This is a genomic window from Amycolatopsis sp. lyj-346 (genome assembly GCF_046548975.1).
Taxonomy (GTDB): domain Bacteria; phylum Actinomycetota; class Actinomycetes; order Mycobacteriales; family Pseudonocardiaceae; genus Amycolatopsis.
Genome location: NZ_JAJPWT010000002.1, coordinates 1,115,609 through 1,131,580, shown reverse-complemented (window position 1 = coordinate 1,131,580; position 15,972 = coordinate 1,115,609). Strand labels below are relative to the sequence as shown.

Below are 15,972 nucleotides of genomic sequence, written 5' to 3'. Positions count from 1 at the left end.
ACGGGGTCTTTGACGGCTTCGGCGGTGAGGGTGGCGGGGGCGCCTTCGAGGAGGCGGGCGACCATGGTGGCGAGCATTTCGACGTGGCCGATTTCTTCGGTGGCGGTGTCCATGATCAGGTCTTTGTCCTTGCCTTCGATGCGGCAGTTCCAGCCTTGGAACAGGTACTGCATGGTGACGGTCATTTCGCCGTAGGCGCCGCCGATGAGTTCCTGGAGTTTGTGGGCGTAGACGGGGTCGGGCTTTTCGGGCTTGGCTTCGAACTGCAGCAGCTTCGTGTGACGGAACACGTCGTCTCCCTTCGGAGCCGGGGGAGTTCCCCCGATCGGCCGCATCAATCCGAAGATCGCCGTGTTTGCCGGGATCCAGGCGGGATATCCGATCGGGTGATCGTCGTGAAGGAGGTGGTCACCGGTGCTCGCCCGGCACAACTCGGTGTGGCTGGTGCCCCGGCAGGGCGCGCCGGCGAAGGCCGCGGTCGTCGGTGTGCTGGATCGGACGACGTACTCGCAGCTGCGCGACCGGTTGCTCGAATTCGCGGTCGACTCCGAGGACGGTGTGCTGATCGACATCGAGCGCCTCGAACTGCGCGACCGGGCGCTGATCCGGGTGTTCGCCCTGGTCGCGCTGCGCGTCGGCGACTGGCCGGCGATCCCGTTCGCCCTGGTCACCGGCCGCCCGGAACAGCGGGCGGCGCTCGCGGGGACCGGTGTGCCGGTGTACCCGGACGCCGCCACGGCGGAGGCGGCGCTGACCTGCCCGGCCCGGCGGCGGGTGGGCCGCCTGCTCGACCGCTCGCCGCGCACGTCGGCGCGCGCCCGCGGGTTCGTCCGCGGGGTCTGCGCCGAGTGGATGGTGCCGGAGCTGGCCGAGGACGCCGAGCTGATCGCGACCGAGCTCGTCGAAAACACGCTCCGCCACACGGATTCCGCGCCCCGGCTGCGGCTGGAGCTGCGCCGCGGAACGCTGACGGTGGAGGTCTCGGACGAGAGCACGCGGCCGGCGGTGCTGCGGGAAGGCCTCGACCTGGCCTGCGCGGGCATGGGCCTGCGGATGATCACGAAGGTCGCGAAGCGGTGGGGGAGCAGCCGGTCCCGCTCGGGCGGCAAGACGGTGTGGGCGCTGCTGGCCCGGTGCTGAACCGCACCGCCGGGAAGGCCGCCGCCGGTGCGGCGGCCTTCCCGTTCGAACGAATCAGGCGCCCGGGCCCGAGTAGATCTCCGCGGCCGGCGGCTCGGACACCGTCGTCGGCTTGTTCCAGTCCCGGAACTCCATGGCGCCGCTCTTCGGGTCCGCCATGCGCAGCAGGTAGTGCGGCTCGGCCGCCGCCACCGTGGCCGTGCCGTCCGGGCTCGTGAAGGTCAGGGCCGGCTCGCCCGCGAGCGTGGTCGCCTCGCCCGCCGTGAACTTCGCCTTCTCCAGCTCGCCCAGCATGCCCCCGGTGAACGACTTGTAGTCGAGGAACTCCTTGAACGCGCCCGCGATGCCCGCGCCGATCTTGGCGGTGGAGGGCACCCACTTGCCGGTGATCTGCTTGGCGGCCGCGGCCGGGATGCCGGCCTGCTTCACCAGGGAGTCGGTGAACTTGAAGTAGTACTTGTCGCCGATCCGCAGGACGGGGATCTCGAGGCCGTCCTTCACCACGGTGCCGCTCGCGCTGTCCGCGTTGAGCTGCAGGTCCAGGTTGATGGCGCTGCCCTGCTGGGCGATCGTGCCCTTGACGTGCACGGCCGAAGCCTGCTTGGCGGCGGCGGAGACGGCCGCGCCCACCTTGGCGGCGTCGAGGGCCGGGGGTGCCGGAGTCGTGGACGTCGCGGCCGGAGTGGTGACAGCGGCGGCGGCGGCCGGTGCCGGCGTGTCCGACGTGCCGGAGCAGCCGGCGAGGGCGAGGGATCCGGCCGTGAGGAGCGCGGCCAGGCGGAGGCGAGGCATGGTTGGTCCGTTCGTGAAGGCCCGGGGCGTCCCCGGACACGAACGGGCTATCGCCTGAACAGGTGATCCGTTACAGCCACCGTGACGGTCGTCACCGCTGTTCCGTGCGGCGAGGCCGGTAGTCGCGCTCGGTTTCGACCTCGCCTTCCGGCGTGTGGACGAAGTGCCCGACCCGGCGCTTCCGCGCGATCTGGCGCCCCGCCAGCACGGCGTCGACGCGGCGGGGGGAGGTGTTGGACGCCCGGCGGCCGCCTTCGACGCGGTTCTTCCACAGTCCGTCTTCGTAGTAGGTGTGCACGTCACCCTCCGCCACGGCGCCGCCTCCGATCGTGAGACCTGGAAGGGCTGCGGATGCCCGGGGACGTAGCGGACAAACGTGGCGGGGCGGTCAGGCCAGCCCGAGTACTTCGATGGCGTTGTCCTTGAGGATCAACGGACGCACCTCGTCCTTGAGGTCCAGCGCGGCGAAGTCGGCGAGCCAGCGGTCCGGGGTGATCACCGGGAAGTCGGAGCCGAACAGGACTTTCCGCTTCAGCAGCGTGTTGGCCGCGCGCACCAGCTGCGGCGGGAAGTACTTCGGCGACCACCCCGACAGGTCGATGTACACGTTCGCCTTGTGCGTCGCGATCGAGATCGCCTCGTCCTGCCACGGCACCGACGGGTGTGCCAGGATCACCGTCAGGTCGGGGAAATCGGCGGCGACGTCGTCGAGCAGCATCGGGTTCGAGTAGCGCAGCTTGATCCCGTGCCCACCCGGCAGGCCGGCGCCGATGCCGGTCTGCCCGGTGTGGAACAGGGCCGGCACGCCCAGTTCGGCGATCGCCTCGTACAGCGGGTAGTACCGGACGTCGTTGGGCTCGAACGCCTGCAGGCTCGGGTGGAACTTGAACCCGCGCACCCCGTGCTCGCCGGCCAGCCGCCGCGCGCGCAGGACCGCGGCTTTGCCGGCGTGCGGGTCGACCGAGCCGAACGGGATGAGCACGTCGGCGTGTTCCGCGGCGGCGTCGGCGATCTCTTCGCTCGACAGCGCGGGGTGCCCGGTCGCGGCCGGCGCCTCGACCGTGAAGACCACGGCGGCCATGTTCCGGGCCCGGTAGTGCTCGGCGATCGCGGTCACCGTCGGCGTGCGGTCCTGCCCGGCGCGGAAGTACTTCTCGGAGGCGTCCAGGAGTTCCTGGTCGAGGGCGAAACAGCCGTGGCCGTCTTGTTCGACGTGGGTGTGGACGTCGATGGCGGTCAGGGAGGAAAGGTCCACGGGAGCTCCAGGTTCAGGGCAGGTCGGGCTGTTCGGCCTTGGCGGCCAGCAGGCGGTCGAGGACGGCGTCGCGGGCGGCGATGAGCCGGTCGTGGTCGACGCCGGCCAGTTCGGCGTCGACCCCGGCGACGAGGGACTCGGCGAGTTCCGGGGTCAGGTGAACGCGGCCGAGGTCACGCCACCACTGTTCGGTGGGCGGGCCGAGGTGGCGCAGGACGTGCGCGAGCCCGCCCGCCCCGCCGGAGAGGTGCTGGTTGGCGAACGGGCCGAGCACGGCCCAGCGCAGGCCGGGCCCGTGCGCGATGGCGGCGTCGATGTCGGCGACCGTCGCGACGCCGCGTTCGACGAGCGAGTACGCCTCCTGCCACAGCGCGGCCTGCAGCCGGTTCGCGACGTGGCCGGGCACCTCCCGCGTCAGCCGGATCGGCCGCTTGCCCGCCGCGGTGTAGAACGCCATCGCGCGGTCGACGACCGCGGGCGTGGTTTCCCGGCCCGGGACGACCTCCACGAGCGGGATCACGTGCGGCGGGTTGAACGGGTGCCCGACGACCACGCGTTCGGGATGCCTCGGGCAGCCCTGCGCGATGACGCTCGGCAGCAGCCCGGAGGAGCTGCTCGCCAGGATCACGTCCGGCCGCGCGGCCTCGTCGAGCACGCGGAACAGGCGGTGCTTGACGTCTTCGCGCTCGGGTCCGTTCTCCTGCACGAAATCCGCTTCCGACACGGCTGCGCCGGCGTCGGTGGCGAAGCTGAGCCGATCCTGCGAAGCGCCTTCGGCGAGGCCGAGCCGGACCAGGGTGGGCCAGTGCGCGGCGACGTCGGCGCGGAGGCGGTCTTCGGCGCCGGGAGCCGGATCGGTGGCGACGACGTCGAAACCGTGGGCGAGGAAGTGCGCGGCCCAGCCGGCGCCGATCACGCCGGTCCCGACGATCGCGACGGTGGTGATCCGGCCGGGTTTCGCCGCGCGCCCGGCGGGGGACGAGGTGATCCGGACGGTCATGCCGGGCCGCCGGCGAGCGCGACGAACGGGTCCAGCGACGCCGGATCGGCCAGGACGTCGCGCGCGGCGACGTCGTCCGGCCGTGCGCCGCGAAGCAGCTTCTTCACCGGCAGCTCCAGTTTCTTCCCGGTGCGGTTGCGCGGGATCGACGGCACGGCGGTGATCGCGTCCGGCACGTGCCGCGGCGAAAGCGCGCTCCGCAACGCCGAAGCGATCTTGCCGCGCAGGGTGTCGTCGAGTTCGGCGCCGGACCGCAGCGCCACGAACAGCCGGAGGTCGCCGTTGCCGCCCGCGGGGTCTTCGAGGTGCACGACGAGGGAGTCCTCGATCTCCGGCAGTTCCTCGACGACGGCGTAGAACTCGGCGGTGCCCAGCCGGACGCCGCCGCGGTTGAGCGTCGCGTCCGAGCGGCCGGCGATGACGCAGCTGCCTTCGGGCGAGAACCGGATCCAGTCGCCGTGCCGCCAGATGCCGGGGTAGGTTGAGAAGTACGTCTCGCGGTAGCGCTCGCCCGAGCCGTCGCCCCAGAACCCCACCGGCATCGACGGCATCGGGGCGGTGATCACCAGTTCCCCCAGTTCCCCGACCACTTCGGCGCCGTGCTCGTCGAACGCCTTCGCGGCGACGCCGAGGCAGGGGCCGGAGATCTCGCCCGCCCGGACCGGCTGCAGCGGGCTGCCCTGGACGATGCCGCTGCACACGTCGGTGCCGCCGCTGCCGACGTTGAGCAGCACGCCCGGAAACCGCTCGTGCACCCAGTGGAAGCCTTCCGCGGGCAGTGGGCTGCCGGCCGCGCCGAGCTGCCGCAGCGCGGACAGGTCGTACTCGGCGGCCGGGTCGAGCCCCGCTTTCCGGCACGCCATCAGGAATCCCGGGCTCGCGCCCATCAGCGTCGCGCGCGTCTCGTGGGCCAGCCGCCACTGCCAGGCCAGGTCCGGGTGCAGCGGGTTGCCGTCGACCAGCACGATCGACGCGCCGGTGAGCAGCCCCGAGACCAGCGCGTTCCACATCATCCAGGCGGTGGTGGAGAACCACAGGATCCGGTCGCCGGCGCGCAGGTCCCAGCTGAGGCCGTGGTTCTTGAGGTGCTCCAGCAGGATTCCGCCGTGGCCGTGCACGATCGCCTTCGGCTTGCCCGTGGTGCCGGAGGAGAACAGCACGCACAGCGGGTGCGCGAAGGCGACCGGCTCGAACCCGGACACGCATGCCTTCGGGGGGTCCGGGTGGCGGAGCCCCCGGCTCGGGCCGAAGGCCCGGATGTCACTGCTTTCGCTGAGCAGGTCGTCCCAGGCGAGCGTGCCGGGCAGGTCGTGGCCGCCGTAGGGGACGTGCACGACGTGCTCGGCGGTGGGCAGGCCGGCGCGGATCTCGGCGACCTCGGCGCGGCGGTCGACGTCCTTGGCGCCGTAGCGGTAGCCGGACACCGTCAGCAGGACCCGTGGCTCGATCTGGCCGAACCGGTCGACCACCGAGCGGGCGCCGAACTCGGGGGCGCAGGAGGCCCAGATCGCGCCCAGGCTCGCGACGGCGAGGTAGGCGACCACGGCTTCCGGGATGTTGGGCAGGTAGGCGGCCACGCGGTCGCCGCGGCCGACGCCGAGCCGGGCCAGCCCCGCGCGGGCGCGCGCGACCTGGTCGCGCAGCTGCCCCCAGGTGAGCTCGGTGCGCTCCCGCGTCTGGGAGTACGCGATGATCGCGGTTTCGCCGTCCGCACCGTGGCCCAGAGCGTGTTCGGCGTAGTTGAGGGTCGCGCCGGGGAACCAGTCCGTGCCCGGCATCCGCCGGTCGGGCACCACCGCGGTGGCCGGGGTGTTCAGGCGGACGCCGAAGAAGTCCTTGATCGAGGACCAGAAGCCGTCGAGGTCGGTCACCGACCACCGGTGCAGCGCCGCGTAGTCGTCGAACGAATGGCCGCGGTCTTCCAGCCACCGCAGGTACCGGCCGAGCTCGGTGGTTTCGCGGACGTCGGGCGCGACCGGGCGCAGGATCATCGGCCGACCTTCCCGGCGCGCTTCTCGAGGAAGGCCTGCATCCGTTCCTTCGCCTCGGCGCTGCCACTGGCGACGGCGGCCATCAGCGCTTCCATCAGGTAGCCCTCGGCCGGGTTGGCCTCGGCGATGCGGGGGAGCGCCTGCAGGACGGCGAAGTTCGTGATCGGGGAGTTCCCCGCGATCTTGCGGGCCAGGCCGAGCGCGTGCTCCAGGCCGTTTTCGACGCGGTAGTGCGACAACCCGGCGGCGTGGCCCTCGTCGGCGTCGAGCACGCGGCCGGTGAGCATCATGTCGGCCATCCGGTGCGCGCCGATCAGCCGCGGCACCCGCACGGACGCGCCGCCGCCGACGAACAGCCCGCGCTGCCCTTCCGGCAGGGCGTAGAACGCCGACGGTTCGGCGACGCGGATGTGCGCGGCGGCCGCCAGTTCCAGGCCGCCGCCGACGACCGCGCCCTTGAGCACGGCGACCACCGGGACCCGCCCGCGTTCGAGCCGCTCGAACGCGCGGTGCCACATCATCGAGTGCTCGAGGCCCTCGAACGCGTCGCGCTCGGTGAGCTCGGACAGGTCCAGCCCGGCGGAGAAGTGGTCGCCGACGGCGTCGAGCACGACGGCCTTGACGCCCGGCGGCGGGGCGCCGAAGAACGACTCGAGACCGAGCACGGTCGCGTCGTCGAGGGCGTTGCGCTTCTCGGGACGGGCCAGTCGCAGCACGGCGATGTCGTCCCGCAGCTCCAGGCGCAGCGAAGGGGGCAGGAGAGGGGTGGTCATGCGGGTCCGTTCGTGAAGGTTTCGGCGGCCAGGGTGCGCAGTTCGACGCGGCGGATCTTGCCCGTGGCGTTGCGGGGCAGGGTGTCGGTGAACTGCACGTGCTTCGGGACCTTGTAGCGCGCCAAATGCTGTTCGAGGTGGGCGCGGAACCGCGGTTCGTCCAGCTCCGCACCGGGCCGGACCACGACGAAGGCCGCGCCGGCTTCGCCCCAGCGCTCGTCGGGCACGCCGACCACGGCGCAGGCGTCGACCGCGTCGAGCCGGAGGGCGACCGCTTCGATTTCGGCCGGGTACACGTTTTCCCCGCCGGAGATGATCATGTCCTTGACCCGGTCGACGACGTGGGCCCAGCCGTCGTCGTCGACGCGGACGACGTCACCGGTGCGGAACCAGGCACCGTCGACGAAACCGGCCTGCGACTCCTCCGGCCGGTTCCAGTAGCCGCCGAAGACGTGCGGGCCGCGGACGAGCAGCTCGGCGGGGGTCCCGCCCAACGGTCCGGGTGCCAGTTCGGGCCCGAGGGCGGCCACGTCGGTGAAGAAGTGCGGCACCCCGGCGGCGACCGGGTGGTCGAGCGTGCCCTCGTGGGTGGCCATCGAGACGCCCGGGGCGGCTTCCGTCATGCCGTAGCCCTGCAGGAGTTTCACGCCGCGGTCGAGCCACGCGCGGGCGACGCGCTCGGCCACCGGCGACCCGCCGTAGAGCACGCAGGTCAGCGAGCTCAGGTCGGTGCGGTCCCAGGCGTCGTGGCGGCTCATCATCTCCAGCATGGTGGGCACCGCGGAGAAGCTGGTGATCCCGGCGTCCCCGATCCGGGCGAGGATGGTGCCCGGATCGAACTTCGCCACCGGTTCGACGCTGCCGCCCTTGAACAGCGTCGGCAGGGTGATCTGGCCCAGCCCGACGCAGTGGAACAGCGGCGCGATGCACAGCGCCTTGTCGGTGCTCAGGACGTCGAGGTGCGCGAGCTGGTTGACGGTGTTCCAGGTGAGGTTGCCGTGGGTGAGGACCGCCGCCTTCGGCCGTCCGGTGGTGCCGGAGGTGTAGAGCAGCAGGCACGGGTCGTCCAGCCGGACCTCGGTGTCCGGCAGTGGCCCGGCCTCGGCGATCTCCGCCTCGAAGCCCCCCTCCGCAGGGTCCGTCGGGATGACGACGCCGTCCGGCAGCGAACCGGCCGCCGCCACGAGGCCGGCGGTGTCCGCGCTGTGCACGAGGACCGACGCGCCGCTGTCGTCGAGCATGTACCGGATTTCCGCGGGGGCGAGCCGGTAGTTCAGCGGGACGAAGATCGCGCCGCAGCGGGTGGCGGCGAACAGCGTCTCGAACACGGTGATGTCGTTGACGCCGAGGTAGGCCACCCGGTCGCCCGGGCGCACGCCGAGCCGGGTCAGCGCGCCGGCGAGCCGGTCGACGCGGTCGGCGAGCCCGGCGTAGGTGAGCGACCGGTCGTGCTGCACCAGCGCCGTCCGGTCCGGCGAGATCCGCGCCCGCCGCGCCGGCCAGCTGCCCAGACCGAAGTCGGGGAGATTCACTGCCACCTCCTTCACCAGCGGAGCACCGGTTTGATCGTTTTGCCGGTGAGCATGTCGTCCACTGCTTCTTGAATCTGCCCGAACTCGTAGTGGGTGACCAGTTTTTCGAGCGGGAACCGCCCGGTGGCGACGAGTTCGGCCAGCGTCGGCACGAGTGCCTGGGTGTCCGCGTCGCCCATGGTGAGGCCGACGACGTGCCGTCCGGGGAGCAGGAAGTTGACGTCCACGGGCACTTCCGTGCCGAACGCGGGCGCGCCGACGACGACCGCGGTGCCGCGCGCGGCCAGCGCGCCGATCGCCGTCCCCAGGACGCCCGCGTTGCCGGTGGTCTCGACGACGCCGTCGACGCCGCGGCCGCCGGTCAGCTTCCCGACCGCCTCGGCGAGGTCTTCGCCGCTGGTGTCGATCGTGTCGGTGGCGCCGAGCTCGCGGGCCAAAGCCAGCCGTGCCGCCACGCGGTCGACGGCGATGATCCGCGTCGACGGCGTCAGCCGCGCGGCCATGACCGCCGACAGGCCGACCGCACCCGCACCGGTGACCAGCAGCGTGGCGCCCGGGCGCGGGGCGAGGACGTTCCACACGGCGCCGGCGCCGGTCATGATGCCGCAGCCGAGCGGGGCCAGCAGCTCCAGCGGCGCGTCGGCGGCGACCTTGACGACGCTGCGTTCGTCGGCGACGGCGTGCCCGGCGAAACTGGACTGGCCGAAGAAGTGCCCGCCGAGCGGGGTGCCGTCGCGGGAGATCGGGGTGGTGCCGTCCGGGCGGCGCCCGCCGAGCAGGTTGGCGGGCAGCCAGGTCTCGCAGTAGGCGGGGTGGCCGTCGCGGCAGTTCGCGCAGCCGCCGCAGGAGGTGTAGCTGAGCAGGACCCGGTCGCCGGTCGCGACGCGCGTGACCGCGGCGCCGGTCTCCTCGACGATCCCGGCGCCTTCGTGGCCGAGCACGCCGGGCAGCGGGAAGGGCAGGGCGCCGGCGGCGACGCCGAGATCGGTGTGGCACACGCCGGTCGCGACGATGCGGACCCGCACCTCGTCCGGGCGGGGTTCGTCGAGGGCCACTTCGCCGAGGGTGAACCCGGAGCCGGCGGACTCCACGACGGCCGCTGTGGTGGTGGGCATGGGGATGCTCCTGTGGTCAGGCGAGGGAGATGACGACGGACTTCGTGCGCGTGTAGGCGTCGAGGGCTTCGGGGCCGTATTCGCGGCCGAAGCCGGAGTCCTTGACGCCGCCGAACGGGATCGCCGGGTCGAGCATCGCCCAGTCGTTGACCCAGACGATGCCGGCCTGCAGCCGCGCGGCGACCCGGTGCGCGCGGGCCAGGTTCGTCGTCTGCAGGCCGGCCGCGAGGCCGTAGGGCGTGCCGTTGGCCAGCGCGACCGCTTCGTCTTCGGAGGTGAAGCGCTGGACGGTCAGCACCGGGCCGAAGATCTCCTCCTGGATCACCCGGGAGGTGTCCGGCAGGTCCGCGATCACCGTCGGCTGGAAGAAGAACCCGCCCTCGATGTCCGGCCGCCCGCCGCCGGCGACGATCCGGCCGCCGTCGGCGCGGGCCTGCTCGACGTACTGCTCCACCTTCGCCCGGTGCCGCTCGCCCGCCATCGGGCCGACCACGGTCGCGGGGTCGAACGGGTCGCCGACCGGCACGTGCGGCACGGCCTCGGCGAGTGCGCCCAGCACCGTTTCGTACAGCGCGTCGGCGACCAGCAGCCGGGGCCCGCCCATGCAGAACTGGCCGGTGTTGAACACGAAGGCCTTGATCGCCGCGCCGACCGCCTGCTCGACGTCGGCGTCCTCGAACACGATGTGCGCGGCGTTGCCGCCGAGCTCGAGGGTGACCGGCTTCAGGTGCTCCCCGGCCACGCTCGCCGCGTGCCGCCCGACCGCGGTGGAGCCGGTGAACGCGATCTTGTCGACCCCGGGGTGGCTCAGCAGGGCTTCCCCGATCTCCGACCCGAAGCCGGTGACGACGTTGAGCACGCCGTCGGGCACGCCGGCCTCGGCGAGGATGCCGGCCATCCGCAACGCGCTGAGGGAGGTGTCCTCGGCCGGCTTGTGCACCACGGTGTTGCCGGCCGCCAGCGCGGGCGCGATCTTCGAGGTGGACAGGATCAGCGGGAAGTTGAACGGCGTGATGGCGGCGACCACGCCGAGCGGTTCGCGGCGGGTGTAGGCGTGCGACGGGATCGGGATCGGCCGCGTCGCGCCGTCCACGCCCTGCGCCAGCGCCGAGTAGTACTCGTACTGCTCGGCGACGGTCTCGACGTCGACCGCCCGGCACAGCGAGATCGGCTTGCCGACGTCGGCGCTTTCGACGGCGGCGATCTCGTCCGCGCGGGCTCGCACCAGGTCCGCGACCCGGTGCAGCACCCGGGCCCGCGCCCGGCCCGGCGTCGCGGCCCAGCCTTCGGCCGCCTGCCGGGCGGCGGCCACGGCGGCGTCGACGTCGGCGGCCGACGCGCGGGCGAGGGAGGTGAGGGTCTTCCCGGTGGCCGGGTCGACGGCGTCGAAGCGGGCTTCGGCCTCGATCCACCGGCCGCCGATGAACAACCGGCCCGGTGGGACGTCCGGGCGGGGCCGGATGTCCGGCCGCTCCTCCACTGCGGTCATCGGTCCGACTCCTCACTGAGCGGATGTAACTGAGCGGGACATCAGGGCGGAATGTATATCAGGAACCCTGAGATGCACCTAGGATGCGGCGGGAGTCCGTCCGTGTCAAGAGGCCGCCGTCTCGGCGCCGCCCCGGCCGGTGGCGGCGGTGTCAATTCGGCAACCGATCCGATGTGGACAGTCGGGTCCCGGTGAGTGCGGTGTCACCGTGACCGGCCGCCAAGGCTGCCGCTCGCCACAATGGTTCACCTGGATGGGTGGTTTGAGTTGTGCGCGTGCGGGCCGCGTGCGGAGGTGTGGGTTCGGCCGTTGGCGGGGTTGCGCCGTTCGGATCAAGGACTACGCTGCGAAGTGCGGTTCAGCAGCATCCGTCCCCCGACTTGCCAGCGACCGAGCGGGTCGGTCGAGATCGGCCCGCTCGTCACGTCATCTGCGAATGAGGCGTGGAATGTTAGTCGTCCAGCCCCCAGCGACGGCCATCCCCGTAGTGCCGTCGAAGCGCGAACAGCGCAGTGCGTCCGACATCCAGGTGATCCGCCCGTACTTCGGCGCGGTCATGGTCCGCATCCGTGGAGCGCTCGATGCGGACAGTGCGCCCCAGGTGCGCTCGGCGGTGAGCACCTGGGCCCACCGCCGGTTCCCGGTCCTGGTGCTCGACCTGTCCGAGGTCGACTTCCTCGACGGGGCGGGTCTCGCGGCCCTGGGCGGCATCCAGGCCAGGGTGGTCCGCGAGAACGCCACGCTGCGGATCGTCACCGGTGACAACCGGGTGGTGCGCCGGGCGTTGTCGGCCAGCGGCCTCGACCACGCGCTCAACGTCAGCCGCCTGCCGTCCGGGTGGGAACGCGCGACGGAGATCCCCGGCCAGAGCTGACGGCCGGGCCACGCCGCCGCGTCGCGTTCACCGGGTCGCGGCCGGTTCGCGCAGCCCGTCGATCGTCTCGCGCAGTGCTTCGTCGGTCGGCGTGGGCTCGATGCCGAACGCCGCCGTCGCGGCCGACGAGTCGAGGACGAACGGTCGCCGCAGCTGGTACTGCATCTCGACCGTTTCCCGGGCGATCGGGTCGAAGAGCCCGCCGAGGCGCAGCACGAAGCCAGGCATCGCGGCGAGGCGGGCCGCCGGTGCGCCCGCGAGTTCCGCGGCGCGCCCGGCGAGCCGGCGCAGTGACATCGCCGGTGCCGTCGGCACGTGCCAGGGCCGGCCCCAGGCCCGTTCGTCGGTCGCGACCGCGACCAGGGTGCGGGCGACGTCGCCGACCAGGGTCCAGCTGTGCGGGGCGTCCAGGTCGGCCGGCACCGAGGCCCGCTCGCCGGCGAGCACCTTCGGCAGCACCATGGCGGTGAACAGCGAAGCCGCGCCCGCGCCGAGGTAATCGGACCCGCGCACCTCGGCCGTGCGGATCCGGCCGGCCTCGTGCGCGGCCAGCGCGTCCGCCCACAGCTTCGCCCGCACCTCGCCCTTCACCGAGTTGGGCCGCATCGGCAGCTGCTCGGTGATCGGGCCGTCGACGGCACCGTAGGCGTAGAGGTTGCCGGTGGTGACGAGCAGGGTGCCGCTCGTCTCGGCGGCCCGCAGGAGTGCCGCGCCGAGCGGCGGCCACCCGGTGGCCCAGCGGTGGTAGGCCGGTCCTCCGCAGCTGTACAGCGCGACCGCGCCTTCGGCGTGCCGCGCGAGGGTGGCGGGGTCGGTGGCATCGGCGGCGACCAGCCGGACGCCTTCGACCGCCGGACCCCCGCCGCTGCGGCTGAGCAGGCGGACCTCTTCGCCGCGGGAAGCAAGCAGGCGAGCCGTGGCCGAGCCGACCGGGCCGGCTCCGACGATGACGTGCAGGGACATGGGACCACCTTTTCCACCCCAGGAGAACAGTGTTCTCGAACAAGAACACCGTACTGGGCGCGCTTGGACGGCGTCAAGAACACTGTTCTCGTCACGTTCGGGTGTTCTCGGCGTGTGCGAGACTGGGGTCATGTCCGCCTCGTCGGTGCGCGCCCGGGTCCGCTCGGAGATGCACCAGGAAATCAAGGAAGCCGCCCGGCGCCGCCTCGCCGAGGAGGGCGCGAACCTGTCCCTGCGTGCCGTGGCGCGGGACATGGACATCGTCCCTTCGGCGCTGTACCGGTACTTTCCGAGCCGCGACGCCCTGCTGACCGCGTTGATCATCGACGCCTACGACGGACTGGGCGCGGCCGCGGAAGCCGCCGAAGCGGCGGTCCCGCGCGACGACCTGCGCGGCCGGTGGCTGGCCGTGTGCCGCGCGGTGCGGGAGTGGGCGCTCGCGCACCCGGCCGAATACGGCCTGCTCTACGGAAACCCGGTACCCGGCTACGCCGCCCCGCCGGAGACCGTGGCGCCCGCGTCGAAGGTGATCCTCCTGCTCGTCGCCGTCGTCGGCGCCGCCCCGGGGGAGCCGGACTCACCCCGGCCGCTGCCCGGGCCCGTCCGCACCGACCTGCGGCGGTTGATCGACGGGCAGGCCACCGACCTGCCGGAGGAGAGCCTGGACCGGGTACTGCTCGCGTGGACGCACCTGTTCGGCCAGGTCAACTTCGAGGTCTTCCACCGGCTCGACACCATGATCCGGGCGCAGGCCGAATACTTCGAGCACCACATGGCCCTGCTGGCCGACCTCGCCGGCCTGCCCTGACCTCCTGCGGGGGTCCGGGTGGCGGAGCCCCGGCTCGGGGCGCAGCCGCCGCGCCGCGTCCGAAGCGGGCACTTTCACGTGAAAGTGCCCCTCCGGAGGCCCGGATGTCACCGACCGGCGCTCAGGGCCGGTCGGCGTCGATCATGTCGAGCCCTTCGTCGGTGCCGTCCCCGAGGCCGTCGTCGAGCCGGTGGGCCACCGCGACCGCGCGGTCGGTGATCGAGGCCAGCGCCGCGCGGGCGCGGTCGTCGGTGAGCTCGCCGACGTCCTGGCCCGCGGCGCCGAGTTCGTCGGCCGCGTCGCGGACGGTGACCGAGAGGCTGGGTACGGGCGGCACATCGTCGCGGTCGGCGGTCACCACGAGCCGCAGGAGTTCGAGCTGACCGCGGATCTGCCGCCCGGCGTGCACGGTCTCGGCGCGGGGGTCGGTGCCGCAGCCCGCCGCCAGTGCCGCGACCGCCACCGCCACCGCCGCGGCCGCCACGCCGGGTTCGCCGCAGCGCAATCACCCGCGGGGGATACCCGTTCACGGCCCGGACAAACGCCGGGGTGCTCCACGGTGGACAGACGGGGGTGGTTGAACCGGTGCCCACGCGGGCAATTGGGGGCCATGCCGAGCGAATCACCCTTTCGTGCCGAGGACGGACCGGACGACAACGACCTTCCGGTCACCCGGCCGGCGTGGCCGGTCACGGCCCTCAGCGCGGCGGCGCAGGGCGGCAAGCTCTGGGTCTTCGTGGCGGGGGTGCTGGCGTGGCGGCCGGGACCCGGGCGCCGGGCGGCGGGCCGTGGGCTCGTGGCGGGGGCGGCCGGCATGGCGTTCGGGCACGGCGTGAAAGCCGTGGTGCGCCGCCCGCGGCCGGCGGCGGATGACCTGCCGGCCCACCGTGCGCTGCTCGAACGGCCGAAGTCGTCGGCGTTCCCGTCCACGCACGCGACGACGGCGGCCGCGTTCACGGTGGCCGTCGCGCTCACCGCGCCCGCCACCGGCGCCGCGATCGCGCCGCTGGCGGCCGCCGTGTGCTACAGCAGGCTCCGGACGCGGGCGCACTGGCCGACCGACGTGTACGGCGGCGTCGCGATCGGCGCCATGGTGGGTGGCTTCGTGCACCGGCGGCTCAGGCGCGGAAGTACGCCCGGAAGGTAGTGCCGTCGTCGCCGGTGTGCAGGCGGACGAGGTCGGCGAGGTGGTTGACGAGCAGCAGCCCGCGCCCGCGCGGCTGCGTGGGGCTCGCGGGGTGGCGGCCGGCGAGCGGGTCGGTGAGCCGGCCGCGGTCGTGCACCTCGCAGGTAAACTCGCCGTCACCGCCCCAGAACCGGACGGTGCCCGACCCGCTGCCGTGCTCGACGCTGTTGGACAGCAGCTCGGTGACGACCACCTCGACGTCGGCGACCTGGTCGTCGCTCAGCCCGCAGGCGGCCGCGCGGACGTGGGCCAGCGCCCGGACCGCCGCGAGGTCGGTGGTGTCCGTCAGCTCGAAGGTCCCCGCGGGCACGGGGAGGGGCTGGTTGTACCGGGCGATCACCGCCGCCGGGTCGTAGGCGGGGCTGGTGCGGCTCCCGGCGCCGTCGACCAGGACCGGGTGCGTGACCTCGGCGTCGGCGAGGACGTCCGGGGCGAGCGCGTCGGCGTCGTAAGGGCACAGGATGGTCCCGTCCCGGCCGGCGAAGGCCAGGTTGATGAGGGCTTCGTGCTGAGCGCACGCCGGGTACTCGACGGCCGAGCGCGCCGCCCAGATCGGCTCGCCGATGATCCGCACCGGGCGGCCGGGGTGGCTGTCGGCGAAGGCACGCAGCACGCCGGGGATGATCCGCCCGGGGTTGCGCCCGGCCTCGGTCATGTCCAGCAGCCGGACCCGGGCCGCGTCGGCGCCGAGTTCCCGCCGCAGCAGCTCGAGGTTCTCCCCGGGCACCGCGACGGCCACCGGCTCGTCCGCGGCGAGCCCGCCCCACACGAAGGGCACGGTGCCCGCCAGGTACTCGGCGGCACCGCGGTAGAACAACGCAGGGTGCCCGAACGCGCCGGTACCCGTCTCCGCGGTTGCGCTCAAGCGCCTCTCCTTCCGCCGGGGCCGTCACCAGTATGCGGGAACCCCGTCCCACATCGGGCGACCCCCGGTCGCTCGGCGCTACCGCGGGCAACCTACTTTCCGGCCTGGGGTCGCTCGCCCCCACGCGGTGGTTCCCGCCGCTGGGTCGGCGCGCCCGCCTGGTCTCGTGCGCCCCAAGGCCACCTTGGT

The 15,972-nt window shown here is 73.1% G+C and carries 17 protein-coding genes; 4 read left to right on the top strand and 13 right to left on the bottom strand.

What is annotated here, in order from left to right:
• Positions 1–290: manganese catalase family protein (locus ACLJQE_RS11575; RefSeq protein ID WP_410639150.1), on the bottom strand; the 290-nt coding region annotated here is incomplete at its 3' end.
• 124 nt (positions 291–414) lie between these two features.
• Between ACLJQE_RS11575 and ACLJQE_RS11570 the strand changes: the two genes are divergently transcribed.
• A complete protein-coding gene (locus ACLJQE_RS11570) occupies positions 415–1,140 on the top strand; it encodes an ATP-binding protein (RefSeq protein ID WP_410639149.1) in 726 nt (241 codons plus the stop codon).
• 54 nt (positions 1,141–1,194) lie between these two features.
• Here ACLJQE_RS11570 and ACLJQE_RS11565 read toward each other — a convergent pair whose 3' ends face one another.
• The 9 genes from ACLJQE_RS11565 to ACLJQE_RS11525 all read right to left on the bottom strand — a co-directional run bounded on the left by ACLJQE_RS11565 (position 1,195) and on the right by ACLJQE_RS11525 (position 11,087).
• Entirely contained in the window at positions 1,195–1,932 is a 738-nt protein-coding gene (locus tag ACLJQE_RS11565) for a hypothetical protein (RefSeq protein WP_410639148.1), read from the bottom strand.
• Between the two features lie 91 nt (positions 1,933–2,023).
• A complete protein-coding gene (locus tag ACLJQE_RS11560) occupies positions 2,024–2,245 on the bottom strand; it encodes a DUF2188 domain-containing protein (protein WP_410639147.1) in 222 nt (73 codons plus the stop codon).
• A 75-nt stretch (positions 2,246–2,320) separates the two neighbouring features.
• Positions 2,321–3,187, bottom strand: a complete 867-nt coding sequence (gene couO / locus ACLJQE_RS11555; RefSeq protein ID WP_410639146.1) for a 4-hydroxyphenyl-beta-ketoacyl-CoA hydrolase — start codon at positions 3,185–3,187, stop codon at positions 2,321–2,323.
• Between the two features lie 13 nt (positions 3,188–3,200).
• A complete protein-coding gene (locus ACLJQE_RS11550) occupies positions 3,201–4,187 on the bottom strand; it encodes a 3-hydroxyacyl-CoA dehydrogenase NAD-binding domain-containing protein (protein WP_410639145.1) in 987 nt (328 codons plus the stop codon).
• Entirely contained in the window at positions 4,184–6,178 is a 1,995-nt protein-coding gene (locus ACLJQE_RS11545; protein WP_410639144.1) for an acetoacetate--CoA ligase, read from the bottom strand. Before ACLJQE_RS11545 ends, ACLJQE_RS11550 begins: the two co-directional genes overlap by 4 nt.
• Positions 6,175–6,951 (bottom strand): crotonase/enoyl-CoA hydratase family protein, encoded by a 777-nt coding sequence (locus ACLJQE_RS11540; RefSeq protein ID WP_410639143.1) that lies wholly within the window; start codon positions 6,949–6,951, stop codon positions 6,175–6,177. The genes ACLJQE_RS11545 and ACLJQE_RS11540 overlap by 4 nt, the downstream gene beginning before the upstream one ends.
• Positions 6,948–8,483 carry an acyl-CoA synthetase gene (locus ACLJQE_RS11535; protein ID WP_410639142.1) on the bottom strand — a complete coding sequence of 512 codons (1,536 nt, stop codon included), beginning with the start codon at positions 8,481–8,483 and terminating at the stop codon, positions 6,948–6,950. The genes ACLJQE_RS11540 and ACLJQE_RS11535 overlap by 4 nt, the downstream gene beginning before the upstream one ends.
• 11 nt (positions 8,484–8,494) lie before the next feature.
• Positions 8,495–9,598, bottom strand: coding sequence for an NAD(P)-dependent alcohol dehydrogenase (locus tag ACLJQE_RS11530; RefSeq protein ID WP_410639141.1), 1,104 nt, complete (start codon positions 9,596–9,598; stop codon positions 8,495–8,497).
• 16 nt (positions 9,599–9,614) lie between these two features.
• Entirely contained in the window at positions 9,615–11,087 is a 1,473-nt protein-coding gene (locus tag ACLJQE_RS11525; RefSeq protein WP_410639140.1) for an aldehyde dehydrogenase family protein, read from the bottom strand.
• Positions 11,088–11,574: 487 nt separating this feature from the next.
• On the opposite strand from ACLJQE_RS11525, the gene ACLJQE_RS11520 reads away from it, so the two are divergent.
• Positions 11,575–11,961, top strand: a complete 387-nt coding sequence (locus ACLJQE_RS11520; protein ID WP_410639139.1) for an STAS domain-containing protein — start codon at positions 11,575–11,577, stop codon at positions 11,959–11,961.
• Positions 11,962–11,988: 27 nt separating this feature from the next.
• On the opposite strand, the gene ACLJQE_RS11515 is transcribed toward ACLJQE_RS11520, so the two are convergent.
• Positions 11,989–12,924: an NAD-dependent epimerase/dehydratase family protein gene (locus ACLJQE_RS11515; protein WP_410639138.1), complete on the bottom strand. Its 936-nt coding sequence runs from the start codon at positions 12,922–12,924 to the stop codon at positions 11,989–11,991.
• Positions 12,925–13,054: 130 nt separating this feature from the next.
• Between ACLJQE_RS11515 and ACLJQE_RS11510 the strand changes: the two genes are divergently transcribed.
• Positions 13,055–13,732, top strand: coding sequence for a TetR/AcrR family transcriptional regulator (locus ACLJQE_RS11510; protein ID WP_410639137.1), 678 nt, complete (start codon positions 13,055–13,057; stop codon positions 13,730–13,732).
• A gap of 121 nt (positions 13,733–13,853) precedes the next feature.
• On the opposite strand, the gene ACLJQE_RS11505 is transcribed toward ACLJQE_RS11510, so the two are convergent.
• Positions 13,854–14,216 (bottom strand): hypothetical protein, encoded by a 363-nt coding sequence (locus ACLJQE_RS11505; RefSeq protein WP_410639136.1) that lies wholly within the window; start codon positions 14,214–14,216, stop codon positions 13,854–13,856.
• Between the two features lie 126 nt (positions 14,217–14,342).
• On the opposite strand from ACLJQE_RS11505, the gene ACLJQE_RS11500 reads away from it, so the two are divergent.
• Positions 14,343–14,879, top strand: coding sequence for a phosphatase PAP2 family protein (locus ACLJQE_RS11500; protein WP_410639135.1), 537 nt, complete (start codon positions 14,343–14,345; stop codon positions 14,877–14,879).
• On the opposite strand, the gene ACLJQE_RS11495 is transcribed toward ACLJQE_RS11500, so the two are convergent.
• Positions 14,851–15,783: an anti-sigma factor RsbA family regulatory protein gene (locus ACLJQE_RS11495; protein ID WP_410639134.1), complete on the bottom strand. Its 933-nt coding sequence runs from the start codon at positions 15,781–15,783 to the stop codon at positions 14,851–14,853. The two genes, ACLJQE_RS11500 and ACLJQE_RS11495, sit on opposite strands and share 29 nt — an antisense overlap.
• Between the last annotated feature and the right edge of the window lie 189 nt (positions 15,784–15,972).

Bases quoted from the DNA above. Each gene is read 5' to 3' on its own strand.
- ACLJQE_RS11565 (WP_410639148.1), bottom strand. From the start codon at position 1,932: ATGCCTCGCCTCCGCCTGGCCGCGCTCCTCACGGCCGGATCCCTCGCC.
- ACLJQE_RS11550 (WP_410639145.1), bottom strand. From the start codon at position 4,187: ATGACCGTCCGGATCACCTCGTCCCCCGCCGGGCGCGCGGCGAAACCC.
- ACLJQE_RS11545 (WP_410639144.1), bottom strand. From the start codon at position 6,178: ATGATCCTGCGCCCGGTCGCGCCCGACGTCCGCGAAACCACCGAGCTC.
- ACLJQE_RS11540 (WP_410639143.1), bottom strand. From the start codon at position 6,951: ATGACCACCCCTCTCCTGCCCCCTTCGCTGCGCCTGGAGCTGCGGGAC.
- ACLJQE_RS11530 (WP_410639141.1), bottom strand. From the start codon at position 9,598: ATGCCCACCACCACAGCGGCCGTCGTGGAGTCCGCCGGCTCCGGGTTC.
- ACLJQE_RS11525 (WP_410639140.1), bottom strand. From the start codon at position 11,087: ATGACCGCAGTGGAGGAGCGGCCGGACATCCGGCCCCGCCCGGACGTC.
- ACLJQE_RS11515 (WP_410639138.1), bottom strand. From the start codon at position 12,924: ATGTCCCTGCACGTCATCGTCGGAGCCGGCCCGGTCGGCTCGGCCACG.
- ACLJQE_RS11510 (WP_410639137.1), top strand. From the start codon at position 13,055: ATGTCCGCCTCGTCGGTGCGCGCCCGGGTCCGCTCGGAGATGCACCAG.
- ACLJQE_RS11500 (WP_410639135.1), top strand. From the start codon at position 14,343: ATGCCGAGCGAATCACCCTTTCGTGCCGAGGACGGACCGGACGACAAC.